The 17,149-nt window shown below is 33.5% G+C and carries 16 protein-coding genes, 1 pseudogene and 1 CRISPR repeat array; all 17 genes and pseudogenes read left to right on the forward strand.

Annotation, left to right across the window (positions count from 1 at the left end):
* The first annotated feature begins 196 nt into the window (after positions 1-196).
* The 17 genes and pseudogenes from FYJ79_RS04800 to FYJ79_RS04880 all read left to right on the forward strand — a co-directional run bounded on the left by FYJ79_RS04800 (position 197) and on the right by FYJ79_RS04880 (position 17,118).
* Entirely contained in the window at positions 197-1,213 is a 1,017-nt protein-coding gene (locus FYJ79_RS04800; RefSeq protein ID WP_154514999.1) for an HIRAN domain-containing protein, read from the forward strand.
* A gap of 248 nt (positions 1,214-1,461) precedes the next feature.
* Complete coding sequence (gene csm6 / locus FYJ79_RS04805) at positions 1,462-2,820, forward strand: type III-A CRISPR-associated CARF protein Csm6 (RefSeq protein ID WP_195837021.1); 1,359 nt, start codon at positions 1,462-1,464, stop codon at positions 2,818-2,820.
* 3 nt (positions 2,821-2,823) lie between these two features.
* On the forward strand, positions 2,824-5,232 hold the full coding sequence (gene cas10, locus FYJ79_RS04810; protein WP_154515003.1) for a type III-A CRISPR-associated protein Cas10/Csm1: 2,409 nt from the start codon (positions 2,824-2,826) through the stop codon (positions 5,230-5,232).
* Entirely contained in the window at positions 5,232-5,696 is a 465-nt protein-coding gene (csm2, locus tag FYJ79_RS04815; RefSeq protein ID WP_154515005.1) for a type III-A CRISPR-associated protein Csm2, read from the forward strand. The genes cas10 and csm2 overlap by 1 nt, the downstream gene beginning before the upstream one ends.
* The gene (csm3, locus tag FYJ79_RS04820; RefSeq protein WP_154515007.1) at positions 5,689-6,306 is read left to right on the forward strand and encodes a type III-A CRISPR-associated RAMP protein Csm3; all 618 of its coding nucleotides are present in this window, start codon (positions 5,689-5,691) and stop codon (positions 6,304-6,306) included. The genes csm2 and csm3 overlap by 8 nt, the downstream gene beginning before the upstream one ends.
* Before the next feature lies 1 nt (position 6,307).
* Complete coding sequence (csm4, locus tag FYJ79_RS04825; RefSeq protein ID WP_154515009.1) at positions 6,308-7,267, forward strand: type III-A CRISPR-associated RAMP protein Csm4; 960 nt, start codon at positions 6,308-6,310, stop codon at positions 7,265-7,267.
* A gap of 9 nt (positions 7,268-7,276) precedes the next feature.
* Complete coding sequence (gene csm5 / locus FYJ79_RS04830) at positions 7,277-8,431, forward strand: type III-A CRISPR-associated RAMP protein Csm5 (RefSeq protein ID WP_154515011.1); 1,155 nt, start codon at positions 7,277-7,279, stop codon at positions 8,429-8,431.
* Entirely contained in the window at positions 8,421-9,134 is a 714-nt protein-coding gene (locus FYJ79_RS04835) for a hypothetical protein (protein ID WP_154515013.1), read from the forward strand. The genes csm5 and FYJ79_RS04835 overlap by 11 nt, the downstream gene beginning before the upstream one ends.
* Positions 9,124-9,861: a CRISPR-associated endoribonuclease Cas6 gene (cas6, locus tag FYJ79_RS04840; protein WP_154515015.1), complete on the forward strand. Its 738-nt coding sequence runs from the start codon at positions 9,124-9,126 to the stop codon at positions 9,859-9,861. The genes FYJ79_RS04835 and cas6 overlap by 11 nt, the downstream gene beginning before the upstream one ends.
* Positions 9,836-10,825 carry a CRISPR-associated endonuclease Cas1 gene (gene cas1 / locus FYJ79_RS04845; RefSeq protein ID WP_154515017.1) on the forward strand — a complete coding sequence of 330 codons (990 nt, stop codon included), beginning with the start codon at positions 9,836-9,838 and terminating at the stop codon, positions 10,823-10,825. The genes cas6 and cas1 overlap by 26 nt, the downstream gene beginning before the upstream one ends.
* Before the next feature lie 2 nt (positions 10,826-10,827).
* Positions 10,828-11,091 carry a CRISPR-associated endonuclease Cas2 gene (gene cas2 / locus FYJ79_RS04850; protein WP_154515019.1) on the forward strand — a complete coding sequence of 88 codons (264 nt, stop codon included), beginning with the start codon at positions 10,828-10,830 and terminating at the stop codon, positions 11,089-11,091.
* 161 nt (positions 11,092-11,252) lie between these two features.
* Positions 11,253-12,878: direct repeats of the CRISPR family, unit length 31 nt; unit sequence GTTAGATATCGTTCTTATAAAGGATTAACGC.
* Positions 12,879-12,944: 66 nt separating this feature from the next.
* Positions 12,945-13,055 (forward strand): annotated as a pseudogene (locus FYJ79_RS04855) (Ltp family lipoprotein); the annotation flags it as partial.
* A gap of 411 nt (positions 13,056-13,466) precedes the next feature.
* A complete protein-coding gene (locus FYJ79_RS12690; protein WP_154515023.1) occupies positions 13,467-13,829 on the forward strand; it encodes an AAA family ATPase in 363 nt (120 codons plus the stop codon).
* Positions 13,830-13,882: 53 nt separating this feature from the next.
* Complete coding sequence (locus tag FYJ79_RS12695) at positions 13,883-15,103, forward strand: AAA family ATPase (RefSeq protein WP_154515025.1); 1,221 nt, start codon at positions 13,883-13,885, stop codon at positions 15,101-15,103.
* A gap of 126 nt (positions 15,104-15,229) precedes the next feature.
* Positions 15,230-15,604: a GntR family transcriptional regulator gene (locus FYJ79_RS04870; RefSeq protein ID WP_154515027.1), complete on the forward strand. Its 375-nt coding sequence runs from the start codon at positions 15,230-15,232 to the stop codon at positions 15,602-15,604.
* Positions 15,605-16,300 carry an ABC transporter ATP-binding protein gene (locus tag FYJ79_RS04875; protein ID WP_154515029.1) on the forward strand — a complete coding sequence of 232 codons (696 nt, stop codon included), beginning with the start codon at positions 15,605-15,607 and terminating at the stop codon, positions 16,298-16,300.
* Positions 16,294-17,118, forward strand: a complete 825-nt coding sequence (locus tag FYJ79_RS04880; RefSeq protein WP_154515031.1) for a hypothetical protein — start codon at positions 16,294-16,296, stop codon at positions 17,116-17,118. Before FYJ79_RS04875 ends, FYJ79_RS04880 begins: the two co-directional genes overlap by 7 nt.
* Positions 17,119-17,149 lie beyond the last annotated feature (31 nt).

Consider the following 17,149-nt stretch of genomic DNA (forward strand, 5'->3'; position numbering starts at 1 on the left):
GTGCTTTTTGCATTTTAGATATAATTGCGTAAGCATATATACAAAATAGAAGGAATGAATGAAATATAATGAATATACTCTTTTAAAGAAGATTGATTTATTATAAAAGTAATAATTGTGTGACAAATATATCTCTATAATCGATTGTTTCATCTTGATATAATAAATCTAATAATTGAATGAGGAGGACATTACATTGAAAAATAAATCAAATAAGGATATGAGATTGGATGGTGTAGATTATAGAATCAAAGACGGTAAGATAAAGTTAGGACAAAAATATTACACTGCTAAACAAATACATATTTTTTCGATATTATTCTATATTTTAGGAATTCTAATAGTTTTAATAAGTTTAGCAATAATGCCAATTGGAATAATATTTCTATTACTTGGTGTAGGTATTATATGGTTTGGATGGTCATATTCTCATTTTCGTAAGATATTATTGAATGCGCAGACGATCCATGAGCAGCCAACTCAGGACACTACATCAGAGTACAACTATAATGAAGAAAATTTAGAAAGTGAAACATCAATAAATTCTAAAGTAAAGCAGTCTCATTCGAAATATCCATTTAAAGATGATGAAGATAGATTCTTGCGTTATAGTTATTATGATGTTGAAGTAAAAGGCTTTGGCTATCAAAATTTTGATATTACAAAGTTAGAATTAGATAAGTTTGTAACATTTGATTTTGAACCAGATAATCCATATGATCCCAATGCCATTGCTATATTTTATGATGACCAGAAAATAGGTTATATACCTAGGAATTCTCTTCAAAGTATGGTGAAGGATTATTCTGATGGTATTGAACATCAAATATGTGGATTTATTTCTTATATCAATGAGGAATTAAATGAAGTTCATCTTGGATTAGGATTTTATTCAAAAGAGAATAAAAATCTTGATGTAATGACATGTAAGTTAATCAAAACAAAGATGAAAGATTTCATGGGAAATTCTAGGCAGGATAATCTTGCGATGGCTGAGATTGGATCTCCAGTAGAATTGGAATATAGCTATGATAGTGATACATACATAGTGAATGATGACACAGGATTTGAACTAGGAGAAATATCTAAAAAGCAGTCAGAAAAGTTGTTTGATGTTATTGGAGATACAAAACCGTTTTATGCTGAAGTTAATGATCTTGAAATGGATGACGATGGTAATTATATTTGTAAGATTAAAGTGTGGTATAGATAATAGTATCTATTATTTTCAGTGCAACCACCACAAACTAGCATAGTAGACGTAGTTATAAACAATCAACTTTAAAAATAGAATATGATGTAAATACCCTTTTAGTAAATAGATGATACACATGTAAACTAGAAGGGTATTTTTGTTATAAAAAGAAATTTTGAATTTTTGTAAGCCCTTTTAAAAACGTATATTTATGGTAAAATAAAATATACGTTAAACATATGACACAAATGGAAAGGAGCTTAGATATGAAAGTTCTATTTACACCCATTGGGAAAACAGATCCAATGTCAATATCTGAACGTGATACGCATCTGAATATCTATGATGCTTCAATGATGCATATATGTCGATTTTATGATTTTGATAAAGTTGTCATGTACATGTCAAAAGAAATCTGTGAATTTGATGAAAAAGATAATAGGTATGAAATAGCTTTAAACTTTCTCATGAAATATAAGGGAAAGTCATTTGAAATTGAAAAGGTTCGCAACAAAGAAGATACAGATCCACACTTATTTGACAAGTACTATGATGAATTTGAATCTATCATAAAAGCACAAATAGAGAAGTATGGAAATGATACGGAGATATATGTCAACGTGTCTTCAGGAACGCCAGGTATGAAAATGGCTCTTACATTTATTTCGGCTTTATCTAAATACTGCATTACAGCTTTGCAGGTATCTGATCCAAATCGAGGAAGAGGACAACGTAAAGATGATTTAGGAGATTATGATGTTGAAGGATATTGGGAAGATAATGAGGACAATAGGTTATCAACTCCTGAAAGAATAGCGGTTCTCAAGACACCCAATATGCAGTTTAGGATTCAGAAGGAATCACTGCTAACTATGATTGATAATTATGAATATAATGCGGCATATAATTTCATAAAGGATGCATCTGCTAGACTTGATTCATCTCTTCTTGAATTAGCTGAGTTTGCGAAAGAACGATACGCATTAAACAAAAACAAATATCTCAAGATTCAAAAAAATAATAATTGGGATTTTATTCCATATAAACAGGATGGCCGAATTGAATTATTTGAATTTGCTTTGTTGATGAATATTAAGGTTCAGAAGAAAGAATTACTTGATTTTTGTCGTTGTATGACACCATTCCTATATCAATCATCAATGATGATTCTTAAAGATATATATAAGATTAATCTAGAACAATATACTGATTACAATGGTAAACTTACACGTTATAAGCTACAAAATGATCAAACTGGAATCAAAATACTGAGTATTCTTGATGATTCTTATTCATCATATTATAGCAATCGTATTTATGTAGATACGCATTTAACACAAGCGCAGTGTATTAATATCATAAATAGGCTAGAAACAGATAATAGAAAGCTCATTAATGCCCTCAATGATTTGGATGAATTCAGGCAGGAATTAAGAAATCAGGCCAGTCATGAAATTGTCTGTATAACACAGGAATATATTGAAAAAACAGTTAAGCATCCATTGAGTTATTACATTAACTGCATGAAGACAATCTTGAAGTCACTCAATTATGATATTACGAATAATTGGGATTCTTACTTGAAGATGAATCAATATATAAAAGATAAAATAAAGGAGATTTAAACTATGGAGGATAAGTTTACGTTAGAGAAGTACAGTATAGTTGAAATAGCTTATGCTGCACTTCTTCATGATATTGGAAAGTTTTACCAAAGAACATTTCCAAAATCAAATTTAACTGAAGCAGAAAAAGATACAACCCCAATAAATCCAATTGGACAATATCATACCCATTTACATAGTGGTTATACATCTCGTTTTTTCAAAGAATATCTTCATCGCTTTGATGAATTTGAAAGAGTGACAAGTGAACACCATAAAGATCCTGATGGAAAGCTCTCGATGATTATTAAAAAGGCTGATCATCTCGCATCAGCTATTGATAGAAGTGATGAGAGTTGTGATTATGAAGAAAAGAATAAGCGAGGTGCTTTCATTACTGCAAGACTTTCTTCCATCATGAGTGAAGTTACATTTGGTGAAAAAGTAAGTCATGAGAGCCCTGTTTTTCCGCTTTCATCTTACAAACAAATTGTTAGACCAGAATCCCATTATCATTTTAAAAACATTCAAGACAGCGCTGACGAATATGCGAAATTGTTTGAAGAATTTACAACACAGGTAAAGAATAGACCTCTTTTTACAAAGAATATAGATATGAATTCTTATCATGCTATGTATAACTTGTTGAATGAATATCTTGTAACTATTCCGGCTTCTACTTATGAAGGAAGACGTTCATCAGTTAGCTTGTATGATCATTTAAAACTAACTTCAGCGATTGCAAGCTGTTTAGGATATAAAGAATGCTATGATGCAGCATTCTCAAAGGATGAGAATAGTAAAGTATTTTATATGCTTGAACTTGATGTATCAGGCATTCAAAGCTTTATTTATAAGATTGTAGAAGGAAGTAGTTCTAAGCCTAAACTGACTAAGGCCTTAAGAGGGCGTTCATATTTTGTTGGTCTTGTGACAAACGCTATTTCATATGCTTTTCTAAACGAATTCTCACTAACTGAAAGCAATATCTTATTTAATACCGGTGGTGGAGCAGTCATTCTACTTCCTCATACAAAAGATACTCAGAAAAAGGTTGAAGAAACAGCACTTAGACTACAGCATGACCTTTATGATATTTTTCATAATGACATCACATTTGTTTATGGCTTAGTGCCAATGAATTGTGATGAGCTAGAAACATTTAAGTCAGAGAAATCAATAGAACTTAAATCAGTACTTGGACGTAACAAGATGCGTAAGTATGCCAAAATGACATCAGCAGAATTCTTCTATAAACAAGCTAAGGGAAACAATACTTGTGTTATGTGTGGAGATGAAATAGAACAAGGAACAATGTGTACAATCTGTAAGTCTATTGAGACTGTTTCTCAATATATTACGAGTGAAAAACATCATGATTATGGTATTTATTATAATTACGATGATGAAGTACTACCTCATGACAAGGATGATATTTTTATTGACTTGAATTTTGTGAAGATTCAGTCAGTAGAAAACCCAGAAAGTCTTTATACAAGAAATCATTATTATGTTGATGGTATTAATGATTTTGGCTTTGGAAACATGAAGCTTTCAGCTAATTTAGTTCCGAAGACTAATAATAATCGTACGCTAAATTTTGAAGAAATAGCAAAATGGGAAAGCAAGGATGACTTAGCTGATCAGTTTGGTGATCCAAAACTTGCCATACTGAAGATGGATGTTGATAATCTTGGTGGTATTTTTGCATTTGGACTTACAAAACAAGAGGATGTACGTGTTCAAAGATCTATTTCTAAATATGTTACTCTCAGTAGATTTATTGAATACTTCTTCACATATCGCATTATTGATATTTGTAAGAAGACAACTCAACAAATTATCAAAGACAGAGATAATATCTTCTATATTAACTATGCTGGTGGGGATGATTTAGTTATTATGGGACCAGCTTATGGTATTCTCTATTTAGCTGAGAATATTGATAAGGAATTTAGTGCTTATACATGCAACAAGAACATCACAATATCAGGAGGCATTAATATTCAAAAGCCAACAAGACCTATACGATTTGGTGTGCAGGAAGCAGAGAATAATCTTGAAATATCTAAGAGTGGTGAGAAGCATGCAATCACAGTCCTTAATACGAGAATTCCATTAAATGAATATACAGAATTCCTAAATGAAGTGGAATACTATCGTGATGCGATTAATAATGAAATGATTAGTCGATCAATGCTTTATAACATTATGAGTAATATCAGAGATTGTGAATATGGCCGTGATTTTTTAAGACTACTCCCACGAATTCAATATGTCCTTTATCGTAGTGAAACAGACAAAAATCGCAGTTCTCTCGACAAGGTAAAGATAGATATCGTCTCCATCGATTCTAATGAGAAACTGCAGAAATATATATTACTTTTAAAACTAGCAATCATGCTGACAAGAGAAGCAGGAGGAAATGAATAATGAGTTACATGTATGATCAAAAGAAAAGAAGCTCTTATCAAAGAAAAAAAACAGAGGAAAAGAAGGAAATCAATCCTTACAAACCTATAACGATTCCTTTAAGCCAATATTTCAATGATCCAATTGAACTATACCTTCCCGAAAAGAAGGCTTATAAATACGCAAAAGACTTACTTGGAGCTAATAACCATCAGATGAGAAAGGTACTTGATGGCATTAAGGAAGCAAAAGCATATGTAGAGGCAAATGACTTCAATCTTGCTAAAAAGACAGTCTTCGTTCTTGTCGCCATGAGTGCATACAATGCTGGTAGAGAACCTAAATTAAAGCAGCTCTATTATTTCGTAGAATCAGTTATTAATGAAAAATCAATTGTTTCAAAAAAAGATATCATTACACTCGATGAGCTCTTTACAAGTATCATCGCATATCATAAGCAATTAGGAGGCAATAAAAATGCTTAATGAAATCTATAAAATCAACGTTAGACTTAAATTATTAACAGGACTCTATATTGGTGGTACGGATAATGGATTTGATATTGGTGGTGCTGATGCAAATGTCATTAAGAATCCTTTAGATAATATTCCTTATATTCCAGGCAGTTCAATAAAAGGAAAGCTGAAATATCTTTTGAAAATTCATGAAGGAAAACTTAATGATGAAGGTAATGACTACAAATTTGATGATGACAACATTACAAGCCTATTCGAAAAAGCTGAAACAAAAGAAAACCAGTCAACGCGTGCTATCTTCAGAGATTTAACGCTCAGCAACAAGGAATACCTTGAAAGTAAGCTGGGGAAGGGACGCTATACAGAAATCAAAGGTGAAAATAAGATTGATCCACTCAAGAGTACGGCTAATCCGCGTTTTATCGAAAGAGTGCCAGCTGGCGCTATCTTTGAAGGTGAAATTGTCATCAATATTTTTGATGAAGACAATAAGGATACAATGATCCATGCCATTGAAAAAGCATTGGGACTTTTGGAAATGAACTATCTTGGTGGTAATGGATCAAGAGGCTATGGACGAGTAAAAGCTGAATGGAAAACTGAGAAAGTGGATATCTAATATGAAAACGTATCGCATTACTTTCAAAGTGCTCTCTTCAATCACTCACTTACCTGATGCCCAGACTCTCTTTGGTAGCTTCTGCAATATCATTAGGTCAACCCAGGGAGAAGAGGCACTTCAGCAGTATTTTCAGTCCTTCCAGACACAGCCACTTTTCATCCATTCCTCAATGTTTCCCCATGAGTTGCTACCAATGGTCAAGGTTGGTCTAATTTCTATTCAGGAGAAGAATGATATCATTTTTAATAAAGAAAAACCACTTTCTCCTAAGCAGCAGCTTCACTACCTTTCCTATATGAAAGAATTTAAGAAAATCAATTATACAACACCATTTATCTACAAAAACTACATTGCCAAGGCACGTTTTACAGATTTGAAGAAAGCTCTTTTTGATGGAAAAGTATACTTAAATTCAGGAATACTTTCGGAGAAAGAAATGAGTGCACAAAGAAGTGATACAGAGTTGATTTTTCATGCAGCTAATCTTTCGGATAATAATAGAGAAGACGAAAGGGGACTGTACTTCGATCGAAATCTTTATTTCAAGGCCGGCGAGCTATTTGATGTGTATATCAAGACGGATGATATTGAATATGTTAAGAATATTATGAAGTATGCGCCATACTTTGGTTTTGGCAATAGAATATCTGTTGGCAAGAACAGCTTTGAAATGGTTGAGGTTAAGGAATTTAATATTGCAATACCTCAAACAGATGATGTCATATTGCTTTCAAAATGTATCTCAGAAGATTTTGATTTTGATGAATCTTCATACATCATGGAGAGTAACAGCTATAAAGGCTCAAGTTATTATAGTTCAAACACAATAGGAACCTTTACAAAGCTTGTGGAAGGAAGCTTCATGAGAGTAAAGACTCATAAAGAGTATTATGGCTCACTCATAAAAACAGACAACGGAAAGACAATCTACCATTATGCAATTGGTTTTGTCTTTTAAGGTGATCATATGACTAAAGTGAAAATTGAAACAATAACACCTGTACATGTGGGTACAGGAGACACCAAGTTACCTATTTTCTATATGGAAGATGGAGAATATATGTCCTTCTATGATGAACAGGAAGTGCTCTCTTGTGTACCGGATAAAGTCCTTTTGGACAAGCAATTCCTAGATAAGCTCTCTCATTTTAGCGATAAAGGAGCACGTAGTGGACAATCACCATCAAAATATTTACAGAATACTTTGAAACGATATGTGAATTTCTCAAAGCTAACACCACGCTATCAACTTAAAAGTGATGTAGATTACTATATTACTGAGAACAAGAAATACAATGAACAAATTAAGACGCTTGACAAACCTTATATTCCTGGATCCTCGCTTAAAGGAGCGATTCTCAATGCAGTCTATTATTCTTTCCTTCTGTTTAAGGGAAAAGAATTAAGCTATAAACTTTCACATATAGAAAGGCTTTCATTGGAAAGCATTATGGAGGCGTTAGGTATTTCTACAGCTTTCATAAAGGAATTCAACAGTTGTCTTACTGTAAGAGATGTTCCGTTCAATGAATTGCGAATAATGGATGCAAAAAGACTAGATACTCGTAATGAAAAAAAGGATTTATCCAGTGCATTACCATTGTTTGAATGTATCGATTATGGACAAGATACAACTGATAGTTATATCTTAATAAATCGAGAAAAACTCAATTTAATAAAGGGAGAAGATAATGATTCAGAAGCTTGTAAACAGTTAATAAATTGCATGAACTATAAAATGATTCGTTTAGCTTGTAATAGATATATGTTGGATATATTAAATGAGGAGCTGAATCTTGATGATAACTTAGATTTCTATTCAAAAAATAATTTTAGAAATGCGCTTGAGGGTTTGAAGAAAAATGTTGCAAATAAAGAAAGTAATGCTTTTTATTTGCGTATTGGCTCAAGTACAAACTATTTTTCAAAGACAGTATCGCTGCTATTCAAAAATAAATTTCCACATGAATACGATAAGCGTTTTAATCAATCTTTTTCACCTAGTAATAGAAAGAATACAAGAGCAAAGTCTGATACGCTTCCTAAGACACGCATGCTTTATCTAGATGAACAGGTAGGTAATTGCTATCCAGGAGTCATAAGAATTGAATATGTTGACTAAATACGATATAACGCTATCATTCCCTCTTGGTGCGAAGTTCTACAATAATATCAATACTCTCATTTATAAAAAACTAATGGAATTCATCCATCATTTAACATGCATCAACAAAGGTGGAAAATGTAAAGATTGTCCACTTCAAGATAAATGTCAGTATTACCATTTAACAGGCGAGAACTTCTCATTTTATCCAGGTATTATTATTGAAAACTCACCATTCACCAAAAGACTTTTAAGACAGAATGACGAGCTTCAGCTCGTCATCTATCTCATCGGAGAGTGCAACGTATCATCTGGGTATATCAATCTATTCTTTGAAGAATACTTAAATCATCATATAGCTGGATCGTTCTTTCTTATTAAGCAGCTAGAATATTCGCAGATAAAACTATCAAAAATAAAAAGAAACACACTTTCTTTTAGTTCTCTTTTTGAGAAGGATAGCTTCAAAAGTGTTTATAACAACATGATGATATACTATAGAAATAATTATGGCATGGATCTAAGTATTCTAGAAGATGACTATGAAATGTTGAATACAATCGAAAGCTCACTTGAACCAATTAAATTTAAGACTAGGTACATCAAACCTAAAGGCATAATATGCCAATCAATCATTATTTCAGAAGAGATAGAAGATATCATATTCTATACTGGTCTTGGACGATACAATTACATGGGAGGTGGAAGGATTGAGAATTAAGATAACAATGCAGAAGAAGGACTTCACCTTACCTATTGCTTATAAGCATGCCATACAAGGAACAATCTATCATATGTTTCCTAAAACAAAGGAGGGAGAGTTCTTCCATGATGAAGGTTATAGAATTGAAAACAAAGTCTTTAAGATGTTCACCTTCAGTGATTTGAAAGGGAAATATAGTATTGTTGATAGAAAGATTATATTCGATGAATATACTACTTTATATATTGCTTCACTTAATGAAGAATTTATCCGCTACATCTATGATTACCTTTGTAGAAATAGTATGCTTTTCATCAATCATCAGGAAGTAAAAGTTGTAAGTGTAGACATTGAGGACTTACGTCCTTTTTTGGGAATACAAAAAAAGACAATCATTACGCTTTCTCCTGTTACAGCCTATAAAACAGAAAATAGATATACAACATACTATAAGCCAAGTGATGATGAATCTGAGAATCTAGTACTAGAAAATATCAAAAAGAAGGCAGAAGCTTATGGATATCCACTAGAAGCACTGCATTTTCATATTATAAATGTTGACTATGAAAAAAAGCAGCTCATTAAGTTCAAAAATACCTTATATGAAGCTTATAGAATAAGAATGAGTGTTGAAGCAGATTATGATACATTGTCTATTATCTATAATACTGGGCTTTCCAGTAAAGGATCATGTGGGTTTGGCATGATTGAGGTGGCTGATGAAAAAGACAATCTATTTGTATAAGAGTGGTGAACTTCATCGAAAGGATTCATCGTTGTGTCTTTTGGATAAGAATGGTGATGTGACATATATTCCTATTGAACAAATTGATGCAGTGCTTTGTTTTGGTGACATTACGCTCAACAAGAGAGTCTTAGGCCTTCTAAACACATATTGTGTTTCAGCGCAGTTTTATAACTACTATGGGCAGTATATTGGAAGATTTATACCAAAGGAATATGTCTCAGGAAAAGATATGATATGTCAGATAGATTCATTTAGAAATGATAAAATGCGTTTATCCATCGCATATGCCATTACTGAAACAGAATTACATAATATCTTGTCTTTACTTAAGTATTACAATAAGAAGGATATTGATCTTATAAACATGATACATGCTAATTCTGATATTCTATCAGAATTAGATGAATGTAATTCAGTTGATCAGCTTTTATTGAAGGAAGCTCAGGCTAAGAAAATCTATTATGCAGGAATCGATAAGATACTGGAAAATACAAACTATCATTTCGTCAAAAGAAGTATTCAGCCTCCAGGTAATGAAGTCAATGCGTTGATGAGTTATGGTTATGCACTACTATATGCAAACTTTCTTACTGAGATAGATAAAAGTCCGCTTATGGCTAATATCAGTTATGTACATAGTATTGCGAAGACCACAGATTCCCTTCAGTACGACCTTGCTGATATTCTTAAACCAGTTATCGTAGATAGAATGGTTCTAAGAATGATTCGTAAGAATCAGCTCAAGAATTCCTATTTTAATAAAACAAATAATAGTTGTTATTTGAGTAAGGAAGGAGTGGCTTTCTATTTAAATGAATACGAAAATCAATTAGCTCAATCTATACATATTGGAAATCGATATTATTCCTATAAGAATATCATTACAAAAGAAGTCTATAATCTATACAACTATATAACTGGAAAGAAAAAATTCTATAAGCCATATAGAATGGAGTGGTAAGCATGTATGTTATATGTGTTTATGATGTAAATGAAAAGAGATGTCCTAAGGTCATGAAAGTACTTAGGAAATATCTCTTTCATATACAAAATTCTGTCTTTGAAGGTGAACTCACCCCGGCAAAGTATAAAATTCTTCAAAAAGAATTGAATCAAATAACTGCTGATGAAGATCAAATCATATTTTATTATTCTTATTCCAACAAGAGTATAAACAAGATTGTCAATGGAAAAAGGGGCAATCAGCATGAAAATATTATCATATAGTTCGACTGACACCCTTATTTCCCTGATGTTTTGTATATATTCTAGTCTCATAATAATGCTTAGTCGAAAGTTTTAATTAAAAATGAACATCTAAGTGCTCCTATTTTGTCAATAAAACAAATTCTTGATATTATTTCTTAGGTATTATAGAATAATTAATGGTTAGATATCGTTCTTATAAAGGATTAACGCTTTTGGAAGAGGCTTTGCAAGCCTGAACACCAGTGCTTCCTTGTTAGATATCGTTCTTATAAAGGATTAACGCCTTTATAATTCTTACGCAAGCTATCCCACATTCTGATTAGTTAGATATCGTTCTTATAAAGGATTAACGCGCAACCCGTTTCTTAGACTGTAAAAATGCACTCCCTGTTAGATATCGTTCTTATAAAGGATTAACGCATGTCAATAGATTTTTGATATAAATTTAATTATTGTTTTTTTGTTGGGTTAGATATCGTTCTTATAAAGGATTAACGCATAAATGGATTTGTCAATAGTAGAAACGTTGACTAATGTTAGATATCGTTCTTATAAAGGATTAACGCGAAAAGCAGTTCCGGTCCTTCATGGACGCTGGCAGTTAGATATCGTTCTTATAAAGGATTAACGCTTTGATATTGTGACTTATGGTTTAGTGACCACTTGCCGTTAGATATCGTTCTTATAAAGGATTAACGCCAGAGAGTGACACTTCATTTCAGAGTGGCACGGTGACAATGTTAGATATCGTTCTTATAAAGGATTAACGCTTTTATCCATGAATGTCTTGTAATGTCTTGTTGATTCATGAGTTAGATATCGTTCTTATAAAGGATTAACGCGATTTAGTCAAGCTCGTTTCTTTGACAATGTCTTTCGGTTAGATATCGTTCTTATAAAGGATTAACGCTGTTCAAGTCGCTTGCAGTTCCGCTTATATTTGTAGTGTTAGATATCGTTCTTATAAAGGATTAACGCATAAAATCAGTGTTTTCTTTGCTCTCGCTGATAGCTAAAGTTAGATATCGTTCTTATAAAGGATTAACGCTATGTTATAAATATATAAAAAGTGTTGATTTTATCGTTAGATATCGTTCTTATAAAGGATTAACGCCTTCGATTGTAAATGTAGATGTTTTCATAATATTTTGTTTTGTTAGATATCGTTCTTATAAAGGATTAACGCTCAACTCGGTAGATATTTCCTTTTCTATCTTCAATTAGTTAGATATCGTTCTTATAAAGGATTAACGCTTTGATGACATTGGCATAATGTCAACTACATCATGATGGTTAGATATCGTTCTTATAAAGGATTAACGCCTTAACTTTTCTAAGTGTCTGTTAATTCGGTCTTTGTTAGATATCGTTCTTATAAAGGATTAACGCTGTGTTATCAAGTGTTAATGTCGTGACCTGCCCTGCCGGTTAGATATCGTTCTTATAAAGGATTAACGCTTGCAACTAACAAGGCTAGGATAATAACCTAGTCTTTTGTTAGATATCGTTCTTATAAAGGATTAACGCAGAATTTTTAAAAGTGTCTTTTGTATCCTGATTTCCTCGTTAGATATCGTTCTTATAAAGGATTAACGCTTGCAACTAACAAGGCTAGGATAATAACCTAGTCTTTTGTTAGATATCGTTCTTATAAAGGATTAACGCTCTGCATTCTTTCCTTGTGCTTCCTCCTTTATCATGTTAGATATCGTTCTTATAAAGGATTAACGCTCAACATGATTTACTAACACTTCCGTGACATACACTTTTTTTCGTTAGATATCGTTCTTATAAAGGATTAATGCTAGCTGCAAAATGCACACATTTTTCTATAAGCTTTCTCATATTATTAAAAAACTAACAGATATTTAGATACCATGCATATGTCTAAGAAAGCTATTTATAATCAGCTTGTATCTGCTTATGGCGAACAACTCGAACCAGCTGAAGCACAATATGCAGTTGATCATTTAAGTGAATAAGCGACAAAAGTATCTGTTTGTATAATAGGTGTTTTTTCTTTACTATGGAAATAGATATAAAGCTGACTTGAACACTTAAATACTTGAAAAGTGCCCCAAAGTTCTTTGTTTAAAGGCTTTCAGGGCACTTTCTTTTTTCATGGAATGTGGTAATTTACGCTTTACCTGTATTTTTTTATGATATTTTTTCAGCTTCTTCTCCAGAATCCTGTAGACCAAGAGAGTACTAATGGCGTTGCACTTAATGTTGATGGTGGTATGGTTAAATCTACATATTGATAAGATACAAGGATGGAACATTCCATCCTTTTTGTTTCCATAAAACTTCATTACCCTATAATGCAATAAAAATGAATATAGGATATAATATATCAAAGGAAATCAATCTAGTTAATGAAGGGAAGTGACAGAATGAAGCTGATACCAACTGGAATAGAGAACTTCAAGACGCTGATTGATAAGAATGCCTACTATATAGACAAGACAAACTTCATCTCAGAAGTCCTTAATGAACAAGTTGCCCTCTACACACGCCCTAGACGTTTTGGCAAGACACTGAACATGTCCATGCTTTACTATTTCTTCTCCAACAAGGAGAAAGAGAATAGCTATCTCTTTGATGGCTTAAGCATCTCACATAACAGTGAAGCAATGAAGCACCAGAACCAGTATCCTGTCATCTTTCTCTCATTGAAAGAAATGACAAACTCATCATATGAGCGACAACTGAATGCATTTTCAAATATCATCTATGAATTATTGGAAAAAACTTAGAACTATTAGAATCTGATCACCTCACAGATATCACAAAGAATAAGCTTAACAGCTTGCATAGCGAGACTGCTTCCATAGAGGACTTGAGTACATCATTGCGCGTAATATCTCAGGCAATGTTCACACACTACCACCAGAAAGTCATCATCCTGATAGATGAATATGACGTCCCTATGCAGGCAGCTTACCAGAATGATTATTATGATAAGATGGTTGACTTCCTGAGAAGTATCTTCTCCTCATCCCTTAAGACCAATAATGCCTTAGAAAAGGGCATCATGACAGGCTGTCTAAGAATATCCAAGGAAAGCATATTTACAGGTCTCAATAATTTCTCGTCATACTCAATTCTGGATAACATCGCCAATGAATTTTTTGGCTTTACTGAAAAGGATGTGCAGCAGCTATTGGCTGACTGTCAGCTGTCACAGAATATGAATGAAGTCAAGGAATGGTATGATGGATACAGATTTGGAGACCTTGAAATCTATAACCCATGGAGCACATTGAGCTATGTGAAATACAAGATAAGAGACGACTCCTTCAAGCCAGTATCCTTCTGGGCTAATACTAGCAGTAATGGTATTGTCATGAAATACATCCAGGCTGGTGACAGAGGGCTGAGAAATGAGTTTGAACAGCTCATGAATGGACAGTCCATCGTCAAGGACATCAAGTCAGAACTGACCTATCGTGAGATGGACGACATCAACAACATCTACAGCTTCCTGCTGCTCACAGGCTATCTCAAGGCCATAAAAGATCTTGGTGATCATCAGTATGAGCTTGTCATCCCAAACAAGGAAGTCTATGAGATCTATAAGCAGTCCTTCATGAGCTATTTCACGGACTATGCAGGATCAAGGAAGAATGAACTGTATCAGGAGCTGGTCAATGGGGATGCAAGAAAAGTCAATCTTCTGCTTAATGACATTCTTATTAGAAGCATCAGCTACTTTGACAATCATGAAAGCTTCTATCATGGATTTTTAGTAGGGCTGTTGAATGGTTATGAAGTCATCTCCAACAGGGAAGCAGGAGATGGAAGATTTGACTTGTGTGTCATGCCTGAAACGATACTGGGAACAGTTATTCTTATTGAATGCAAACATTCAATAAGACAAGACTGTCTTATTGAAGATGCAGAAGCTGACGCAAGACAAATCACTGATCGCAATTATCTTGAAGAGAAGAGATTCAAGATATATGCACATGCAGTGGGATATGGCATATCCTTCTATAAAAAACAATGTTATGTTGTAAAGACAGAATGAGCACTTCGGTGCTCTTTTTCTTTTATGAACACTGCTTTGAATTATTGTATTAATGCATTGACACAATAGTGATGCTGTGCTATTGTGTTATTGTACTAAGAAGGTAATACAAAGGAAGTGAGACATATGAAATGGGAATTTAAGAATGGTATTCCTATTTATCTCCAGATTATTGCTCAAATCAAAGTTATGATCGCAAGTGGAGAACTTCGTGCAGGCAGTAAAATCCCGCCAGTTAGAGAAATGGCAGTTGAAGCTGGGGTAAATCCTAATACAATGCAACGTGCCTTAACACAATTAGAACAAGAAGGATTGCTTTACACGCAAAGAACGGCAGGAAGATTTGTAAGTGAGGATGAGAATGTGATGAAGGAATTAAGAAAGGCTATGAGTGAACAATATATTGCTGATATGTTTCATAATCTAGAAAAGATGGGAATGGATAAGCAGGAGATTATTGCTGCTGTGAAGAATTATGAGAAAGATAAGGGGGAGAAGTAAATGGCACTTATTGAATGTAAGGATGTTAGTAAGAACTATGGAAGTACAGTTTCTTTGAAACAAGTGAACTTGTCTTTAGAAGCAGGACGTATTGTCGGCTTGCTGGGGCCTAATGGCAGTGGCAAGACAACACTCATTAAACTCTTAGAACACTTGCTTGTACCGACAAGTGGTTTGATTACTTTAAATGAACTAGCACCAGGTGCTAAGACGAAGAGCTTTGTTTCTTATTTACCTGATCGTGATTTCTTACCAGACTGGATGAAAGTCAACGACTTAATCAAGATGTATAAAGATTTTTATGATGACTTTGATGAAAAGATTGCGAGAGAAATGCTTAATAGTCTACATATCGATTGCACCAAAAGCATTAAAAAGCTTTCCAAAGGAAATCGTGAAAAGGTTCAGCTTATTCTGACAATGAGCAGACAGGCTAAAATCTATCTTTTAGATGAACCAATTGCCGGGGTTGATCCAGCGGCTAGAGATTATATCCTTCATACGATTGTATCGCATTATAATGAAAATGCGGTTGTTCTCATCTCAACACATCTTATTAATGATGTTGAGTCCATTCTAGATGAAGTGGTCTTCTTAAAAGAAGGAGAAGTTGTGCTTCATGAGAATGCGGATGCTTTAAGAGAGAAGACAGGTATGAGTGTTGATGAATATTTCAGGGAGGTATTTAAATGTTAGGAAAGCTATTGAAATATGAAATGAAGATGTTTGGTAGAATCTTACTACCACTCTATGGCTTGTTGATCGCAACTTCAGTTATTACAGGCTTAAGTTTATCAGCCGTCATGAATAATGTGCTTGATGAATATTTGATGGCATTCATGCCTATTGTCTATGGCGTTATTCTTGTCGCTGTTGGCGTCATGACCATCGTGCTATTAATCAACAGCTTCTATAAGAACCTGCTGGGGCGTGAGGGCTATTTGATGTTTTCTTTGCCTGTTTCAACAAATAAGCTAATTAGTGCTAAACTGATTTCCAATGTCATCTGGATTATCTTGAGTGTCCTGGCTTTCATTATTTCTGCAAGTGCTCTTGCATTTACAATGATTGCTCTTAGTGGTGAAGATCCTGCTATGATCATCACACCACCATTTGAAGAAATAGCGCATACTTTAAGCCAGGTTACCCCTACAATGGTAATCAATATCATTCTTGGCATTGTTGTCTTGATTGTCATCATGGCTTTAATGATCATTCGTATCTATGCAGCAATGGCTATTGGCTCACAATGGAATGAACATCGTATTATTGGCAGTATTCTTGCTTATGGGGGATTCCGGATTGCTGAAGCTGTTATTATGACAATCTTAGGTATGACAGGCTATGCAAGTCACTATATCTTTGCTTTATTGAATCGTCCATTTGATATGGATGGTGTTGCCAATCCTTTTGGCTTTGGTTTGCTTATCATGATTGTTGGCTTTGGTATTGTAGCTGCAATCTATTGGTTTGTGACTTGGTATTTCTTAGAAAAACGACTTAATTTAGAATAAGCTTTGTGTGTTTGTCTGGATATGGTAAGAT

Origin of the sequence: Sharpea porci (assembly GCF_009695655.1) — a bacterium.
Lineage (GTDB): Bacteria > Bacillota_I > Bacilli_A > Erysipelotrichales > Coprobacillaceae > Sharpea > Sharpea porci.